Annotated in this window: 15 protein-coding genes and 1 tRNA gene; 14 read left to right on the top strand and 2 right to left on the bottom strand. The window is 66.3% G+C overall.

Annotated features, from left to right (window positions below; genetic code table 11):
• The 8 genes from CXQ90_RS17910 (at position 1) to CXQ90_RS17875 (ending at position 7,232) form a co-directional block, all read left to right on the top strand.
• Positions 1 to 903 carry a ScpA family protein gene (locus CXQ90_RS17910; RefSeq protein ID WP_104140709.1) on the top strand — a complete coding sequence of 301 codons (903 nt, stop codon included), beginning with the start codon at positions 1 to 3 and terminating at the stop codon, positions 901 to 903.
• An 8-nt stretch (positions 904 to 911) separates the two neighbouring features.
• Positions 912 to 1,571 (top strand): SMC-Scp complex subunit ScpB, encoded by a 660-nt coding sequence (locus CXQ90_RS17905; RefSeq protein ID WP_104140708.1) that lies wholly within the window; start codon positions 912 to 914, stop codon positions 1,569 to 1,571.
• Between the two features lie 106 nt (positions 1,572 to 1,677).
• The gene (locus CXQ90_RS17900; protein ID WP_104140707.1) at positions 1,678 to 2,886 is read left to right on the top strand and encodes a pseudouridine synthase; all 1,209 of its coding nucleotides are present in this window, start codon (positions 1,678 to 1,680) and stop codon (positions 2,884 to 2,886) included.
• Between the two features lie 3 nt (positions 2,887 to 2,889).
• Positions 2,890 to 3,999 (top strand): prephenate dehydrogenase, encoded by a 1,110-nt coding sequence (locus tag CXQ90_RS17895; RefSeq protein ID WP_104140706.1) that lies wholly within the window; start codon positions 2,890 to 2,892, stop codon positions 3,997 to 3,999.
• A complete protein-coding gene (gene cmk / locus CXQ90_RS17890) occupies positions 4,000 to 4,713 on the top strand; it encodes a (d)CMP kinase (RefSeq protein WP_104140705.1) in 714 nt (237 codons plus the stop codon).
• A gap of 58 nt (positions 4,714 to 4,771) precedes the next feature.
• Positions 4,772 to 5,455 carry a 1-acyl-sn-glycerol-3-phosphate acyltransferase gene (locus CXQ90_RS17885; RefSeq protein ID WP_104140732.1) on the top strand — a complete coding sequence of 228 codons (684 nt, stop codon included), beginning with the start codon at positions 4,772 to 4,774 and terminating at the stop codon, positions 5,453 to 5,455.
• A 10-nt stretch (positions 5,456 to 5,465) separates the two neighbouring features.
• Positions 5,466 to 7,016 carry a ribosome biogenesis GTPase Der gene (gene der, locus CXQ90_RS17880; protein WP_104140704.1) on the top strand — a complete coding sequence of 517 codons (1,551 nt, stop codon included), beginning with the start codon at positions 5,466 to 5,468 and terminating at the stop codon, positions 7,014 to 7,016.
• Positions 7,017 to 7,155: 139 nt separating this feature from the next.
• A tRNA-Pro gene (locus CXQ90_RS17875) sits at positions 7,156 to 7,232 on the top strand.
• Positions 7,233 to 7,316: 84 nt separating this feature from the next.
• Here CXQ90_RS17875 and CXQ90_RS17870 read toward each other — a convergent pair.
• Positions 7,317 to 8,189, bottom strand: coding sequence for a DNA-formamidopyrimidine glycosylase family protein (locus CXQ90_RS17870; protein ID WP_104140703.1), 873 nt, complete (start codon positions 8,187 to 8,189; stop codon positions 7,317 to 7,319).
• Between the two features lie 142 nt (positions 8,190 to 8,331).
• Here CXQ90_RS17870 and gcvH point away from each other — a divergent pair, with 142 nt between their 5' ends.
• From gcvH to CXQ90_RS17845, 5 genes are all read left to right on the top strand, one after another.
• The gene (gene gcvH, locus CXQ90_RS17865; RefSeq protein WP_104140702.1) at positions 8,332 to 8,718 is read left to right on the top strand and encodes a glycine cleavage system protein GcvH; all 387 of its coding nucleotides are present in this window, start codon (positions 8,332 to 8,334) and stop codon (positions 8,716 to 8,718) included.
• Positions 8,719 to 8,851: 133 nt separating this feature from the next.
• The gene (locus CXQ90_RS17860; RefSeq protein ID WP_104140701.1) at positions 8,852 to 9,328 is read left to right on the top strand and encodes an FHA domain-containing protein; all 477 of its coding nucleotides are present in this window, start codon (positions 8,852 to 8,854) and stop codon (positions 9,326 to 9,328) included.
• A gap of 22 nt (positions 9,329 to 9,350) precedes the next feature.
• Positions 9,351 to 10,067 (top strand): MerR family transcriptional regulator, encoded by a 717-nt coding sequence (locus CXQ90_RS17855; protein ID WP_104140700.1) that lies wholly within the window; start codon positions 9,351 to 9,353, stop codon positions 10,065 to 10,067.
• Complete coding sequence (locus CXQ90_RS17850) at positions 10,067 to 10,570, top strand: bifunctional nuclease family protein (RefSeq protein ID WP_104140699.1); 504 nt, start codon at positions 10,067 to 10,069, stop codon at positions 10,568 to 10,570. Before CXQ90_RS17855 ends, CXQ90_RS17850 begins: the two co-directional genes overlap by 1 nt.
• Positions 10,571 to 10,812: 242 nt before the next feature.
• On the top strand, positions 10,813 to 11,409 hold the full coding sequence (locus tag CXQ90_RS17845) for a MerR family transcriptional regulator (protein WP_056628244.1): 597 nt from the start codon (positions 10,813 to 10,815) through the stop codon (positions 11,407 to 11,409).
• A 121-nt stretch (positions 11,410 to 11,530) separates the two neighbouring features.
• Here CXQ90_RS17845 and CXQ90_RS17840 read toward each other — a convergent pair whose 3' ends face one another.
• Positions 11,531 to 12,352, bottom strand: a complete 822-nt coding sequence (locus tag CXQ90_RS17840) for a ParA family protein (RefSeq protein WP_104140698.1) — start codon at positions 12,350 to 12,352, stop codon at positions 11,531 to 11,533.
• Positions 12,353 to 12,657: 305 nt separating this feature from the next.
• On the opposite strand from CXQ90_RS17840, the gene CXQ90_RS17835 reads away from it, so the two are divergent.
• Complete coding sequence (locus CXQ90_RS17835; RefSeq protein ID WP_104140697.1) at positions 12,658 to 16,053, top strand: pyruvate carboxylase; 3,396 nt, start codon at positions 12,658 to 12,660, stop codon at positions 16,051 to 16,053.
• Positions 16,054 to 16,084: the final 31 nt, after the last annotated feature.

Raw genomic sequence — 16,084 nt, 5'->3', positions numbered from 1 at the left:
ATGACAGCTGAGTCGGCGGCGCCGTTCGCGCAGCGCGGCCAGCAGGCGGACGCGGACGACGGCGGGACCCCGCCGGAGGCGGGCGGCGCACAGGGCGCGAAGAAGCCCGGCTTCGAGGTGCGGCTGGCCAACTTCACCGGCCCGTTCGACCTCCTCCTGGGCCTGATCTCCAAGCACCAGCTGGATATCACCGAGGTGGCACTTGCCACGGTGACCGATGAGTTCATCAAGTACATCCGGAACCTGCAGAAACTGGGGGAGGAGTGGGCGCTCGATGAGGCCAGCGAGTTCCTCGTCATCGCCGCCACCCTGCTGGACCTGAAAGCCGCGCGCCTTCTTCCGGCCGGCGAGGTCGAGGACGACGACGACATCGCCCTGCTGGAGGCGCGGGACCTGCTTTTTGCGCGGCTGCTGCAGTACAAGGCCTTCAAGCAGGTGGCCGCCCTGCTGGATGCCACGCTCGAGCTGGAGGCGCGGCGGTACCCGCGGCAGGTGGCGCTGGAGGAGCACTTTGCGGCCATGCTGCCGGAGCTCGTCTGGAAGCACACTCCGCAGCAGTTCGCGGCCCTTGCCGACACGGCACTGAAACCCAAGACCGCCGCGCCCACGGAAGTGGGGCTGGCCCACCTCCACGGCAGTCCCGTCAGCGTTAAGGAACAGGCGGAGCTGATCGGACTGCGCCTCCAGCAGGGGAGGCCGCTGTCCTTCCGGGCCTTGATTGCGGATGCGGAATCCACGCTGGTGGTGGTTGCCCGGTTCCTGGCCCTGCTTGAGCTGTTCCGGGACCAGGTAGTGGCCTTCGACCAGCTTGCGCCGCTGGGTGACCTCACCGTCCGCTGGACGGCGTCCGGCGATGAGTGGAGCAGCGACCACCTGACCGAAGAATATGAGGAGCAGCCGTGAGGAAACCCGTGCAGGAACCGTCGTCCGAGGACACCGGCGGCGGCACCGATATCGCGGCGCTGCCGGGCGGAGCACGCGCGGCGCTTGAGGCCGTGCTGATGATACTGGACCAGCCGGCATCGGCAACTGACCTCGCCGCCGGACTCAATCTGACGGTGGCCGCCGTGGAGGAGATGCTGCTGGAACTGCAGCGCGAGTATGACGGCTATACTGTTAAAGCCCCGGATATGGAAATTGCCAGTAACGCTGGCTTCACCTCCACCCCCCGGGGCTTTGAATTGCGGAATGTCGCCGGCGGCTGGCGCATCTACTCAAGGGCTGAATTCGCTGACATCGTCGGTGCGTTCGTCTTGGAGGGACAGACGGCCAGGCTGACGCAGGCGGCGCTCGAGACGCTCGCCGTCATCGCGTACCGGCAGCCCGTTTCCAGGGCGAGGGTGTCTGCAATTCGCGGAGTCAACGTTGACTCGGTCGTGCGGACGCTCACCCAGCGGGGGCTGATCGAGGACTCCGGAACAGATCCGGAGTCGGGCGCTCTCCTCTACCGCACGACGTCGTATTTCCTTGAACGTATGGGAATCGGCTCGGTGGCTGAGTTGCCTCAGCTTTCACCGCACCTTCCGGGGCTTGAAGGAATTGAAGAGTTCTACGACGCCGGAAGAATGTAGGCAGTTTGCCTGCGCAACAGTATTCACCAGGGCAGATTTAATCTGCACGGCTGGCTAGTGTTGTCCTAGGACAACCGTTGCCGGTCACCACAACGAAGGACGGGTCATGACACAGGCGGGACGCCAGGGTTCACCACGTAACAGTTCGGGACGCAAAGGTCCGGAACGAAATTCAGGGGGCAGCGCAGGACGCGGCGCCCCCAGCCCCCGGGGCGGCGGATTCGGCGCCGGCCAGCGGGACTTCTCCAAGGGCGGCGACCGCCCGTATAAGGCACCCAAGCCGCGGGAAGAGCGTTTTGTCGATCCCGACGAAGCGCCCGCAGGCCAGACGGGCCGGCCTGCCGCAGGCGACTGGAAATCCAGCGCCAAGCCGGCAGCCAGGAAGCCCGGAGCGCGCAAGCCCGGGGCAGGAAAGACGCCCGGCACTCCCGGCGCGCTCAAGCCCAAGCCGCGGTCCGCTGCAGCCAAGACGTTCGGCACGCGCGCCTTCGGCGGCGAACGGTTCGGCCAGAGCCTCGGCGCCGTCCGCAAGCCTTCGCGCAAGCGCGGCCCCAGCGGCCCCGTGCCGCAGTCCGAACTGCACGACGCCGACGGCGTCCGGCTGCAAAAGGTCATGGCGCAGGCAGGAGTGGCTTCGCGCCGCGTCTGTGAAGAGATGATCGCCGAAGGCCGCGTGGAAGTCGACGGCCAGGTAGTCACCGAACTCGGTGTCCGCGTCGATCCCAAGACATCCGTGATCCACGTTGACGGACTCCGCATCCAGCTGGATGAGTCCCTCGTATACATGGTCTTCAACAAGCCCAAGGGCGTTGTGTCCACCATGGAAGACCCGGACGGGCGTCCCTGCATCAGCGACTTCGTCCGCAACACCCACGGGGAGCGGCTCTTCCACGTCGGCCGGCTGGACGTCGCCACCGAGGGACTGCTGCTGCTGACGAACGACGGCGAACTCGCCAACCGCCTGACGCACCCTTCCTACGAGGTTCCCAAAACGTACCTGGTCCAGGTCCGGGGTCCGTTCCCGCAGGGGATCGGCGCGCAGCTGAAAGCCGGCGTCGAACTTGAGGACGGCATCGCTTCGGTGGACTCGTTCCGGCTTGTTGACTCGACCCCCGGGCACGTGCTGATTGAAGTTGTGCTGCACTCGGGCAAGAACCGTATTGTCCGCCGGCTTTTCGACGCCGTTGGATTCCCCGTGCTGCGCCTCGTGCGCGTCAAGGTGGGGCCCATCGGCCTGGGCGACCAGCGCCAGGGCAGCATCCGCAACCTCGGCAAGCAGGAAGTCGGCCACCTGCTGGCATCCGTGGGGCTCTAGGGCATGTCTGCATTCCGCACGCACGGCCGCGGGCACCTCAACGGCCCGGTCGCCGTGATCGGCACCGGGCTGCTTGGCGCGAGCATCGGCCTAGGCCTCCGCGGCCGGGGCGTCGCCGTGTATCTCTCGGACCCGTCGCCTACCAACCAGGCCGTTGCCGTAGACATCGGCGCCGGCCTGCCGCTGGAGGCGCTCGGCCAGGAGCAGCCGGAACTCGTCGTCGTTGCCGCCCCGCCGGACGTGACGGCGGACGTCGTGGAACGTGCGCTGGCCGACTACCCGCAGGCCACCGTCGTCGACATCGCCAGCGTCAAGGCGGCGGTCCTGGACGAACTGCGCCGCCGGGGCGTGGACCTGACGCGGTACGTCGGGACCCACCCCATGGCGGGACGCGAGAAGTCCGGACCTGTTGCCGCCCGCGGCGAGCTCTTCACGTCCATGCCGTGGGTGGTGTGCCCTTCCGAGGAGTCTTCTCCCGGGGCGCTGCAGGCCGCGCGCGCCCTGGCCGGTGACCTCGGCGCCGTCGTCTCGCAGTTCACTGCTGACGAGCACGACGAAGCCGTGGCGCTCGTATCCCACCTGCCCCAGGTCATGTCCTCGCTGCTGGCCAGCCGGCTGCAGGGTACTCCGCTGCACGCGCTGTCCCTCTCCGGAAACGGGCTGCGGGACGTCACGCGCATCGCCGCCAGCGACCCCACGCTGTGGGTGCAAATCCTTGGTGCCAACGCGGAAAAGGTCGTCGGCATCCTGCACGGAGTCCGCGAAGACCTGAACAGGCTTATCGGCACGCTGGAGGAACCCACGGCTCCGGGAGCACGCCTGGACCTGGCCCAGCTGATCAGCGAAGGCAACGCCGGGCAGGCGCGGATTCCCGGAAAGCACGGCGGACCGCCACAGGCATACTCCTGGCTGACTGTCCTCGTGGACGACAAGCCGGGGCAGATCGCCCGGCTCCTGACGGAGATCGGCGAGATCGGCGTAAACGTGGAGGACCTGCGGCTTGACCATTCTTCCGGTCAGAACGTCGGCATGGTGGAATTGTCGGTTCTCCCCAGCAGGCACGATCTCCTCATCGAGGCACTTAATGACCGCGGATGGCGGGTACTGCAGTAAATGACACAGGAACTGATTGATACTTTGCCTGCCCTGCGCCTGGGACGGCCCCTCGTCGTCGCCATTGACGGGCCGTCCGGCTCCGGAAAGTCCAGCGTCAGCAAGGAAGTGGCCCGCCGGCTGAACCTGGCCTACCTGGATACAGGGGCCATGTACCGGGCGCTGACCTGGTTCTGCCTTGACCGCGCGATCGACCTCACGGATGCAGGGGCCGTCGAGCTTGCCGCTGAGGAGCTGCCGCTCGACATCAGCACCACGCCGCATGAGGAGTACGTACGGGTTGACGGGGCCGACGTCACCGAAGCCATTCGGGAGCCGGCGATCTCCTCGGCCGTCAGCGCCGTGGCCACGACGCTGGGAGCCCGGACCGAACTCATCCGGCGCCAGCGTGCGCTGATCGAAAAGCACCACCGCCGCATGGTGGTGGAAGGCAGGGACATCACCACCGTCGTCGTGCCCGGTGCGCAGGTGCGCATGCTCCTGACCGCTAGCGAGGAAGCCCGCCTGCGCCGGCGCGGCATCCAGCTGGGCGGCACCCAAAGCGCGGAGGAGCTGGCCGCGCAGGTGACCCAGCGCGATGCCAAGGATTCAGCCGTGGTCAACTTCACCCAGGCCGCGGACGGTGTTGTCACCCTCGATTCGTCGGACCTGGACTTCGAGGAGACTGTGACCGCGGCGCTGCGGATCGTCACCAAGGTCATTAACCATGAGTGACTCCTCCGGCGCCACCGGCAGCGGAGTCGCAGGCAGCCGGGTTCCGGCGGCCTGGACCATGGGATGGAGCCGGCCCGTTGGCTGGCTGCTGGACCACGTCATCTACCGCACCTCCGTCACGGGCCGCTCCAACGTGCCGGCAGACGGCCCGGTGATCTTCGCAGGCAACCACATCAGCTTCCTGGACGGCCCCGTCATGTTCGGCGCGTCCCCGCGCCCCATGCACATCCTCGTCAAACAGGAGATGTTCAAGGGCTTCCTGGGACGCGTGCTGAGGGCCTCCGGCCAGCTTCCGGTGGACCGCGCAGGGGACCGGTCCGCGCTTCAGCTCAGCAAGGCAGTGCTCGACGCCGGCCGTTGCGTCGGGATTCTTCCCGAAGGCACGCGGGGGAGCGGCAAAGCCTCCGGAATCAGCAACGGAGTGGCATGGCTTGCCCTGAACTCCGCGGCAGTGGTGGTCCCCGTGGCCATCCTCGGCACGCGGAAGGGCGGCGAACACCTGGACACGGTTCCCAGGCCGGGCCGGAGGCTGCATGTCAGCTTCGGTGAGCCCCTCCGCATCGGCCGAAAACCCAACGAAACCGGGCGTGCTTCAATGGACAGGGCGGGAATGGAAATCCGCGCTGCGCTGGCGAAACATGTCCAGGACACCATTTACCTCAGCGGGCAGGCTTTGCCCGACGCGGATTTCCCGCAAGAACGTTCCAACGCAGTAGCCGGGTCGCCGGCAGATCACCACTAAGGAAAGTGCAATGAGCGATACGACTCAAACCTCCGGCCTCTCGGGCGCCGGCGAAGACGAATACACGCCCACCGGCACCGACCAGGTGGCTGAGCATCTTGCAGCCCTGGACGATGACGAGGCGGAGCTCCGCGCGGCCTCCCTTCGGGCCGGGCTGGACGACTACGAACTCGACGAAGAAGACGCCGCGCTGCTCAGCGGCCGCTACGACGACGAGGACTTTGAAGGACCGGTCAAGCTCGATCCCGTCCTGGCGATCATCGGACGCCCGAACGTGGGCAAATCCACCCTCGTCAACCGCATTCTGGGCCGCCGCGAGGCCGTCGTGGAGGACACCCCGGGCGTGACCCGCGACCGCGTGATGTACTCCGCCCACTGGAACGGCCGTAACTTTACGGTCGTGGACACCGGCGGCTGGGAGCACGATGCCCGCGGCATCCACGCCCGGGTGGCGGAACAGGCCGAGATGGCGGTGGAGCTGGCCGACGCCGTGCTGTTCGTCGTTGACTCCGCCGTGGGCGCCACTGCCACGGACGAAGGCGTCATGAAGATGCTGCGCAGGAGCAAGAAGCCGGTCATCATGGTCGCCAACAAGGTGGATGACTTCGCCCAGGAAGCCGACTCCGCCACGCTCTGGGGCCTGGGATTCGGCGAGCCGTATCCCGTGTCCGCCCTGCACGGCCGCGGCGTGGCTGACCTTCTGGACCATGTCATGGACACGCTGCCGGAATTCTCCACCATCGAGGGCCTGGAACGCTCCGGCGGCCCCCGGCGTGTGGCCCTGATCGGCCGCCCGAACGTGGGCAAGTCGTCCCTCCTGAACAAGCTGGCCGGTTCCGAGCGCGTCGTGGTGGACAACACTGCCGGCACTACGCGTGACCCGGTGGATGAGTTCATCGAACTCGGCGGCCGCACGTGGCGCTTCGTCGACACGGCCGGCATCCGCCGCCGCCAGCACATGGCCCAGGGCGCCGACTTCTACGCCTCCCTGCGGACGCAGAGCGCGCTCGAAAAGGCGGAGGTCGCCGTCGTGCTCCTCGCGGTGGACGAGGTCCTCAGCGAGCAGGACGTCCGCATCCTCCAGCTGGCCATCGAATCCGGACGCGCCATGGTGCTGGCATTCAACAAGTGGGACCTGCTGGACGACGAACGCCGCCGTTACCTCGAACGCGAAATCGAGCAGGACCTGGCGCACGTCGAGTGGGCGCCGCGCGTCAACATCTCGGCCAAGACCGGCTGGCACAAGGACCGCCTCGTGCCCGCCCTGGACCTTGCCCTCGAAAACTGGGACAAGCGCATCCCCACCGGCCGGCTCAACGCGTTCCTGGGCGAATTGGTGGCAGCCCACCCGCACCCCGTCCGCGGCGGCAAGCAGCCCAGGATCCTCTTCGGCACCCAGGCCTCCAGCCGGCCGCCGAAGTTCGTCCTGTTCACCACCGGCTTCCTGGACCCGGGATACCGCCGCTTCATCACCCGGCGGCTGCGCGAAACGTTCGGCTTCGAAGGCACACCCATCGAGGTCAACATGCGCGTCCGCGAAAAACGGGGCAAGAAGCGTTAATTAGGACACACCGTGCCCGTGGCGGGCGAAAATGTCACGGGCACCCTCCGGAATCGTGTAAGCTTTTGGAGGTGGTTCGGCCGGACTGCTGAGGTGAAATTCTTTGGAACATCACTGAAGCGGAGAACGGCAGAACTGACGGGCTGTAGCGCAGCTTGGTAGCGCACTTGACTGGGGGTCAAGGGGTCGCAGGTTCAAATCCTGTCAGCCCGACCAACCAAAACCCCGCCAATCCGGCAACGGACTGGCGGGGTTTTTTGTTGTCCGGAATCCGGTGACCCGGCACTGCCGGGACCTGCCCTACTTGAGGAAGCGGGAGGTCCTGCGGTCGGCCAGGATCTTGCCCTTGGTCTGGCACGTGGGGCAGTACTGAAGCGCGGAGTCAGCGAAGGACACTTCACGCACGGTGTCGCCGCAGACCGGGCACGGCAGGCCGGTGCGGCCATGAACGCTCATGGCACTCCGCTTCGCATCCTTCAGATCGCCGGGCGCCTTTCCCATGGCCTCCTTCACCGCTGCGCCCAGGACACTGTGGATGGCGTCGTACAGCACGCGCACACTCTCCTGGTCCAGCGAACTGGCGATGGCAAACGGCGAAATTCTTGCCGCATGCAGGATCTCGTCGCTGTACGCGTTGCCGATGCCGGCCATGACGCCCTGGCTCCGCAGTACGCCCTTGATCTGCTGCGAATGCGACGCGAGAATTTGGGCGAACTCCCCGGGACCGAAACCTGCGTCCAGCGGATCGGGGCCCAGCGCGGCAATCCCCGGAACGTCGCGGGGATCGCGCACCACGTAGACCGCCAGGCTCTTCTTGGTGCCGGCTTCGGTCAGATCGACGCCGATGTGCTGCCCTTCGGATCCGGCGAACCCCATCCGCGCGGCGATGGGGCCCTTCCCCAGACGAAGCGGGGCCGCTGACGGGGATTCCGTGTACCGGACCCACCCTGCCCTGGCGAGGTGAAAGACCAGATGCAGGCCGTCGGCGTCCATGCTGATGAATTTTCCGAAGCGTTCGACGCCGGTGACGGTCCGGCCGAGCAGGGCCGTGTAGGGCGGATCGGCGGTCTTCAGCACGGCCACGGACAGCACCTGGAACTTCTCCAGCACAACGCCCCGCAGACGTCCGCTCAGGAAAGACGTCAAGGCGGCCACTTCCGGGAGTTCTGGCATGGCACCACTTTGCCACAGCCGGGCAGCGGATTGGCCGTTTCGGCCTGCCTCCGGTGGCGGGGGAGTTGTGCCTATACTTTCAGCGGTGGCTGTTCCCTACGCCTCCGTTGACATCTGTGATTGACCCGATGAAAGGCCCCTGATGAGCAACATTCCCTCTGATCTGTCCTACACCGCCGAGCACGAATGGGTGTCCGCTCCGAATGCTGACGGTGTGGTCCGCGTGGGGATTACCGACTTCGCCCAGGATGCACTCGGGGACGTCGTTTACGCCCAGATGCCGGAAGCCGGAACCGCCGTTAAGGCAAATGACGTAATTGGCGAGGTTGAATCCACCAAGAGCGTCAGCGACATTTACGCCCCGGTCTCGGGCGAAATCGTTGCCCGGAACGAATCCCTGGACACCGATTCGGCCCTGATCAACTCCGATCCCTACGGCGACGGCTGGCTCATCGAGGTCAAGCTGGCCGAAGCCGACGCGGTGGACTCCCTGCTCAGTGCATCGGAGTACGAACAGCAGGTAGGCTAAAGCTAACCGGTCCCGCTGTCCGGCCATTGGAGTTCAATGGCCGGCCACCGGTCGGTACACCGGATTTGCCAGGCACTTCCGGACGGCATGCGTTGATTGCAGGGGGACATCTGCAACGAAGGAGGAGGAATCCATGGTTGGCGGCGAACAGAACCACACCAATAGCGATTACGGCACGGGCGTGGGCAGGGCTTCGGAGACAACCTCGATCAACCTCACCCCCGTCCATGATGAGCCCACGATCGTACCCAAGCTCTCTCCGGAGGAGCGCTCCGCGGTTGAAGCGTTGCCCTCCGGTTCCGCACTGCTCGTGGCCCACAGCGGGCCGAACTCGGGTGCCCGATTCCTGCTTGACTCCGACGTCACCACGGCCGGGCGGCACCCGGACGCCGACATCTTCCTCGATGACGTGACGGTGTCCCGCCGCCACGTGGAGTTCCGGCGCACTGCCCGGAGCTTCGAGGTGGTGGACACCGGCAGCCTGAACGGCACATACGTTAACCACGACCGCGTGGACAGCGTGGAACTGAAGTCCGGAAACGAAGTCCAGATCGGCAAATTCCGACTCACCTTCTACCTGAGCCCTGCCCGCGCAGCAGGACGCGTCTGATTCGGAGCGGCTGCCTGTGGCAATGGCACAACCGGACCGCCGGGGACCGCTGGTCCTGAACATCGGGGAAGTGCTCGCTCAGTTGAGCGGTGACTTTCCGAGCATGACGGCGTCGAAAATCAGGTTCCTTGAGGAAAAAGGGCTCATCAATCCGCGGCGCACGCCCGCGGGATACCGGCAGTACTCGGACAGCGACGTCGAGCGCCTCCGCTTTGTCCTGTCGCTCCAGCGGGACCAGTACCTGCCGCTGAAAGTGATCAAGGACTACCTTGACGCCATCGACCGGGGGGAACGCCCCGAGAACCTCCCGCCCGGGGTGACGGTGTCCCCGCGGATCGTGTCCGATGAGCTCGCCGCTGAATTGCAGAACAAGGCCCGCAGGCTGAGCGAGGAACAGTTGCGCGCCGAGTCGGGTGCCAGCGTGCCCCTCCTGCAGTCCCTCCTGAGCTTCGGCCTGATCGGCCACACCAACGGCAAATTCGACGAACATGCCCTGCAGGTGGCCCGCGCCTGCGTCCAGCTGGAGGGACACGGCCTAGAGCCCCGGCACTTGCGCCCCTTCCAGGCGGCCGCCGAGCGGGAATTCGGCCTGGTGGAACGCGCCGTGGCCACGTTGACGTCGCGCAGGGACGCGGCTTCGCAGGCGCGGGCAGCCGAGGCGGCCCGTGAAATCAGCGACCTCTGCCTGACGCTGCACCGGGCGCTGGTTCAGGACCGTATTTCGCGGATGGAAATCTGATGATCGAAGTAGAGATTGTGGGCGTACGCATCGAGTTGCCCTCCAACCAGCCCCTGGTTCTGCTTCGGGAGATGCACGGCGAACGTCACGTGCCGATCTGGATCGGCACGCCGGAAGCAAGTGCGATCGCCCTGGCACAGCAAGGTGTCGTACCGCCGCGGCCCATGACCCATGACCTCCTCGTGGACGTCGTGGAAACCCTGGGGCACGCGGTGGTCAGCGTGAACATCGTGGCAGTGGAAGACAACATCTTTTACGGCCAACTCCAGTTCGACAACGGCGCCACTGTCAGCTCCAGGGCGTCAGACGCACTGGCCATCGCCCTGCGGGCAAAATGCCGGATCTGGTGCGCCGATTCCGTCATGGATGAGGCCGGCGTGCGGATCACCGAACACGACGACGGCGAGGACACCGAGCCCGGCCCCACCGTGGATGAGGAACGCGAGCTGCGCAGGTTCCGTGAGTTCCTGGATGACGTGGAACCCGAGGACTTCGACGGCTGAAGGTCACGTTAAGGTTAAAGTTGAGGCTGAAAGTTTCGACACGCCCCAAGAATGACCCGAACGTCTTTGACCTTGGGCCGTGGCAGGCCTAACGTCGAAGGTACCAAGTTCCCATTGCATACAACAGCCGCGCAAGTCACACTGGAAAGTGCTACTCCGGTCAAATTACATGCGTGATCTTCATGCCTGTAGAAGCTGTTGCGGCAAGTTCCCCAAGGGAGCTCATGACAAGGAGGATCCACGTGAGTCCGAAAGGCGAAGCAGGCGAGCTGAAGCAGCCCTCCACGGCCGGCGTAGCTGTGCCCGCGAGCGGCGCTCAGGGCCTTCTCTTCACTGAGGACCTCCCCGTCCTTGACGAGGACGCTGGCTACCGCGGGCCCACGGCCTGCAAGGCTGCCGGCATCACGTACCGCCAGCTCGACTACTGGGCCCGCACCGGACTCGTGGAGCCCGCCGTACGCGGGGCCGCCGGCTCGGGTTCGCAGCGGCTTTACGGCTTCCGCGACATCCTCGTTCTGAAGGTCGTCAAGCGGCTCTTGGACACCGGCGTCTCACTGCAGCAGATCCGCTCCGCAGTGGAACACCTGCGCGAGCGCGGAGTGGAGGATCTGGCCCAGATTACCCTCATGAGCGACGGCGCGAGCGTCTACGAATGCACCTCGGCCGACGAAGTCATTGACCTCGTCCAAGGCGGACAGGGCGTCTTTGGCATTGCTGTGGGCCGCGTGTGGCGCGAAGTTGAAGGAAGCCTGGCGTCCCTGCCCAGTGAGCACGCCAGTGAGCAGACGTTTCCCGACGACGAACTGAGCAAGCGCCGCGCAGCCCGCAAAATCGGCTAACCCTCCGGGGCCGGGCACTCCGAAACCAGCGCATACGGCGAAGGCCGCCTCCCTGTCGGGGAGGCGGCCTTCGTTGATTTCTTCCTGCCGGCGAAGCTCCTTTGTTCCGTACCGGATGCCCTTAGCGGTGGCTGCGGGTGCGGCTGCCCTTGTTCAGTGACATGAGGTTGCCGAGCAGCGTGTCGTAGAGGCCGGCCGCGGACTTGGCGGAGTCGCCGGGCCAATGATGCACCGAGTGTGCCGCACCCTGGATCTGCTGCCAGTTGGCCTGTTCCGGGATGTGCGGCGTCAGGAGGAGGTCGCCGAACATGGACTTCATTTCGGCGAGTCGGAACGCATGCTCCGAGGACCCCGTCCGGACCCGGTTGGCCACAATGCCCGCCGGGGAAAGATTGGGGGCGAACTCCTGCCGGAACAGCTGGATGGCGCGCATGGTCCGCTCCGTGCCGGCCACCGAGAACAGACCCGGCTCCGCAACCAGGGCAACCTTGTTGCTGGCGGACCACGCCATGCGGGTCAGCCCGTTCAGCGACGGCGGGCAGTCCACCAGGACCAGGTCGTATTTGTCCGCGCCGGCCAGGACCGCGGAGAGCCTGCGCAGGTCCCTTTTGCCGAGATCGGGACGGTCGTAGATTCCGGTGTAGGCGGATCCCACTGCCACATCCAGCACGGCGGGGCCGGAGCCGTTGCTTTCCGCACGCCCGACCCAGCCGCTGGGCAGGACATTCTCAGGAAGCCTGGCCTTGCGCGGGTTGCGGAGCATCCGTCCGATGTCCAGCCTGTCGCTTGGCTGGACTCCCAGGGCAGTGCTGGCGTCGGCATGCGGATCGAGGTCCACTACGAGCGTGGGAATGCCTGCGGCCAGCGCCGCGGACGCCAATCCGGTTGTGACCGATGTCTTGCCGACACCGCCTTTGAGGCTGCTGATGCTGACTACTTGCACTTGAAAAACCAATACCTAACGCCGGTTGCCGAGTTGGGGTAGTTTACGTTCCGGTACTGCCGGAACCGGGGACAGGCTTCCGCCGCCCCATTCATCATATGTTGACCCCGCCCCGAAACCGTCCTTATCCGGCCCGGGCATGGCACATCTCCGGGCAGCTCCGGCGCGATCGACGCGCAGGAATGAATGTGGCCCCGACATGACGGATAATTCTGTGATGGTAGACACAATGATTTGTGTTTCAATGCGCCCGTCTTACACACTGTGACCACTTACCGATACACCCGCAATGATGCAGGAGAAGTATGTTTTCCAAGATTCTGGTGGCCAACCGCGGCGAAATCGCTATCCGCGCTTTCCGCGCCAGCTATGAGCTCGGCGCAAAAACCGTCGCCGTGTTCCCCAACGAGGACCGTAACTCGATCCACCGCCAGAAGGCCGACGAGGCGTATCTGATCGGTGAAGAGGGCCACCCCGTCCGCGCCTACCTGGACGTCGACGAAGTGGTGCGCGTGGCTAAGGAGTCCGGGGCGGACGCCATCTACCCGGGCTACGGCTTCCTGTCCGAAAACCCCGACCTTGCCCGGGCCGCAAAAGCGGCCGGCATCACGTTCGTCGGGCCCCCTGCGGAGGTGCTCGAGCTTGCAGGCAACAAGGTCGCCGCCTTGGAGGCTGCCCGCAAGGCCGGCGTCCCCGTGCTGAATTCGAGCGCACCGTCGAAGGACCTCGACGAACTGATCGCAGCCGCGGACGAGATCGGCTTCCCGATCTTCGCCAAGGCCGTGGCCGGCGGCGGCGGACGCGGCATGCGCCGGGTGGACACCCGCGAAGCCCTGCCCGAAGCCCTGCAGGCTGCCATGCGCGAGGCCGACGCCGCGTTCGGCGATCCCACGATGTTCCTTGAGCAGGCCGTGCTCCGCCCGCGCCACATCGAGGTGCAGATCCTGGCGGACGCCGAGGGCAACGTCATGCACCTCTTCGAACGTGACTGCTCCATTCAGCGGCGCCACCAGAAGGTGGTGGAGATCGCCCCGGCGCCCAACCTGGACGAAGGCATCCGGCAGGCGCTGTACCGCGACGCCGTGAAATTCGCCAAGGCCCTGAACTACGTCAACGCCGGAACGGTGGAGTTCCTCGTCGACACCGTGGGGGAGCGCGCCGGTCAGCACGTCTTCATCGAAATGAACCCCCGCATCCAGGTGGAGCACACGGTCACGGAGGAGGTCACCGACGTCGACCTTGTCCAGGCACAGATGCGGATTGCCTCCGGTGAGACCCTGGCCGACCTTGGCCTTTCCCAGGACACGGTCTTCCTCAAGGGCGCGGCGCTGCAGTGCCGTATCACCACCGAGGACCCGGCCAACGGCTTCCGCCCCGACGTCGGAAAGATCACCGGCTACCGCTCGGCCGGCGGTGCCGGCGTAAGGCTCGACGGCGGCACGGTCTACTCAGGTGCCGAAATCAGCCCGCACTTTGACTCGATGCTCGTGAAGCTGACCTGCCGCGGCCGGGACTACCCCGCAGCGGTCGCCCGCGCGCGTCGCGCACTGGCGGAGTTCCGCATCCGCGGCGTGTCCACCAACATCTCCTTCCTGCAGGCCGTGCTGGACGATGCCGACTTCATCGCCGGCAACGTCGCGACATCCTTCATCGACGAGCGTCCGGAGCTGCTGAAGGCTCGCGTCTCCGCCGACCGCGGCACCAAGCTGCTGACCTGGCTCGCCGAGGTCACCGTCAACAAGCCCAACGGCGAGCTCACCGTCCACTCCGATCCGGCCGTGAAGCTGCCGGCGGTCAAGGGTACGGAGCCGCAGCCCGGCTCACGCCAGCGGCTGCAGGAGCTCGGGCCGGAAGGATTCGCCCGCGCCCTGCGCGAGCAGGCTGCGGTAGCGGTCACCGACACCACCTTCCGGGACGCACACCAGTCGCTGCTGGCCACCCGCGTCCGCACCAGGGACCTGGTAGCCGCCGGACCCGCCGTGTCCTCGCTGCTGCCCGGGCTGCTTTCCGTGGAGGCATGGGGCGGCGCCACCTACGACGTCGCCCTGCGCTTCCTGGGCGAAGACCCCTGGGACCGCCTCGCGGCACTGCGGAAGGCGTTGCCGAACATTTGCCTGCAGATGCTGCTCCGCGGCCGGAACACGGTGGGCTACACGCCGTACCCGGAAGAGGTCACCGAGGCGTTCGTGAACGAGGCGGCCGCCACCGGCATCGACATCTTCCGGATTTTCGACGCCCTTAACGACGTCAACCAGATGGCACCTGCCATCCGCGCCGTCCGCGCCACCGGAACGGCCGTCGCTGAGGTAGCGCTCTGCTACACGGCCGACATGCTGGACCCGGACGAGAAGCTCTACACCCTGGACTACTACCTCGAGCTGGCGCAGAAGATCGTGGACGCCGGCGCCCACATCCTCGCGATCAAGGACATGGCAGGACTCCTGCGCCCCGCCGCGGCCGCGAAGCTCGTCACGGCGCTCCGGGAACGGTTCGACCTCCCCGTCCACCTGCACACCCACGACACCGCCGGCGGGCAGCTTGCCACCTTGCTCGCCGCGGTTGACGCGGGCGTGGACGCCGTGGACGTCGCGTCGGCGTCGCTGGCCGGGACCACCAGCCAGCCGTCGGCGTCCGCGCTGGTGGCGGCGCTGGCCCACACCGAGCGGGACACCGGGCTGAGCCTCGCCAACGTCAGCTCGCTGGAGCCGTACTGGGAAGCAGTGCGCAGGGTCTACGCTCCGTTCGAGTCCGGGCTTCCGGGCCCCACCGGCCGCGTGTACCAGCACGAAATCCCGGGCGGGCAGCTCTCGAACCTCCGGCAGCAGGCCATGGCCCTGGGCCTGGGGGAGCGCTTCGAGGCCATCGAGGACATGTACACCGCCGCAGACCGCATCCTGGGCCGCCTGGTGAAGGTGACCCCGTCTTCCAAGGTGGTGGGCGACCTCGCCCTGCACCTCGTGGGGCTCAACGCCGACCCGGCCGATTTCAACGAGAATCCCCAGAACTACGACATTCCGGACTCGGTCATCGGCTTCCTGTCCGGCGAGCTGGGCGATCCTCCGGGAGGCTGGCCGGAGCCGTTCCGCACGAAGGCCCTGCAGGGCAGGAGCATCAAGGTCCGCGATGCGGAGCTCAGCGCCGAAGACAGCGCAGCACTCCGCGGCGATTCGAAGACCCGCCAGCAGACCCTGAACAGGCTGCTCTTTGCCGGACCCACGAAGGATTACCAGAAGAGCGTGGAGACCTACGGCAATGTCTCCGTCCTGGACACGCGGGACTACCTCTACGGCCTGCAGCGCGGCGCGGAGCACGTCATTCAGCTGGAGAAGGGCGTCCGCCTCATCGCTTCGCTGGAAGCCGTTTCGGAACCGGACGAGAAGGGCATGCGCTCGGTCATGTGCACGCTCAACGGCCAGTCCCGGCCGGTCCTGGTGCGCGACAAGTCCGTGGTCAGCAACGTGAAGGCCGCGGAGAAGGCCGACCCCGCCCAGCAGGGCCAGGTCGCCGCTCCGTTCGCCGGAGCCGTGACCGTCACCGTCAAGGCGGGCGACACCGTCAAGGCAGGCGACACCGTTGCCACCATTGAGGCCATGAAGATGGAGGCATCCATCACGACGCCGGTGGGCGGCAAAGTGACGCGGCTGGCGATTTCCGCCGTGGAACAGGTACAGGGAGGGGACCTGCTGCTCGTGGTTGAGTAGCCAAGGGTCCGCTGCGGGGCAGTACTTCTGT

Source organism: Arthrobacter sp. ZGTC131 (assembly GCF_002929275.1).
Lineage (GTDB): Bacteria > Actinomycetota > Actinomycetes > Actinomycetales > Micrococcaceae > Arthrobacter.
Note: the sequence above shows the minus strand (reverse complement) of the source record. Positions and strands in the feature narration are given on the sequence as shown.

Coding starts and splice junctions, on each gene's coding strand:
- cmk (WP_104140705.1), top strand. CDS start 4,000: ATGACACAGGAACTGATTGATACTTTGCCTGCCCTGCGCCTGGGACGG.
- CXQ90_RS17900 (WP_104140707.1), top strand. CDS start 1,678: ATGACACAGGCGGGACGCCAGGGTTCACCACGTAACAGTTCGGGACGC.
- CXQ90_RS17850 (WP_104140699.1), top strand. CDS start 10,067: ATGATCGAAGTAGAGATTGTGGGCGTACGCATCGAGTTGCCCTCCAAC.
- der (WP_104140704.1), top strand. CDS start 5,466: ATGAGCGATACGACTCAAACCTCCGGCCTCTCGGGCGCCGGCGAAGAC.
- CXQ90_RS17835 (WP_104140697.1), top strand. CDS start 12,658: ATGTTTTCCAAGATTCTGGTGGCCAACCGCGGCGAAATCGCTATCCGC.
- CXQ90_RS17870 (WP_104140703.1), bottom strand. CDS start 8,189: ATGCCAGAACTCCCGGAAGTGGCCGCCTTGACGTCTTTCCTGAGCGGA.
- CXQ90_RS17910 (WP_104140709.1), top strand. CDS start 1: ATGACAGCTGAGTCGGCGGCGCCGTTCGCGCAGCGCGGCCAGCAGGCG.
- CXQ90_RS17895 (WP_104140706.1), top strand. CDS start 2,890: ATGTCTGCATTCCGCACGCACGGCCGCGGGCACCTCAACGGCCCGGTC.
- CXQ90_RS17855 (WP_104140700.1), top strand. CDS start 9,351: ATGGCACAACCGGACCGCCGGGGACCGCTGGTCCTGAACATCGGGGAA.
- CXQ90_RS17860 (WP_104140701.1), top strand. CDS start 8,852: ATGGTTGGCGGCGAACAGAACCACACCAATAGCGATTACGGCACGGGC.
- CXQ90_RS17885 (WP_104140732.1), top strand. CDS start 4,772: ATGGGATGGAGCCGGCCCGTTGGCTGGCTGCTGGACCACGTCATCTAC.
- gcvH (WP_104140702.1), top strand. CDS start 8,332: ATGAGCAACATTCCCTCTGATCTGTCCTACACCGCCGAGCACGAATGG.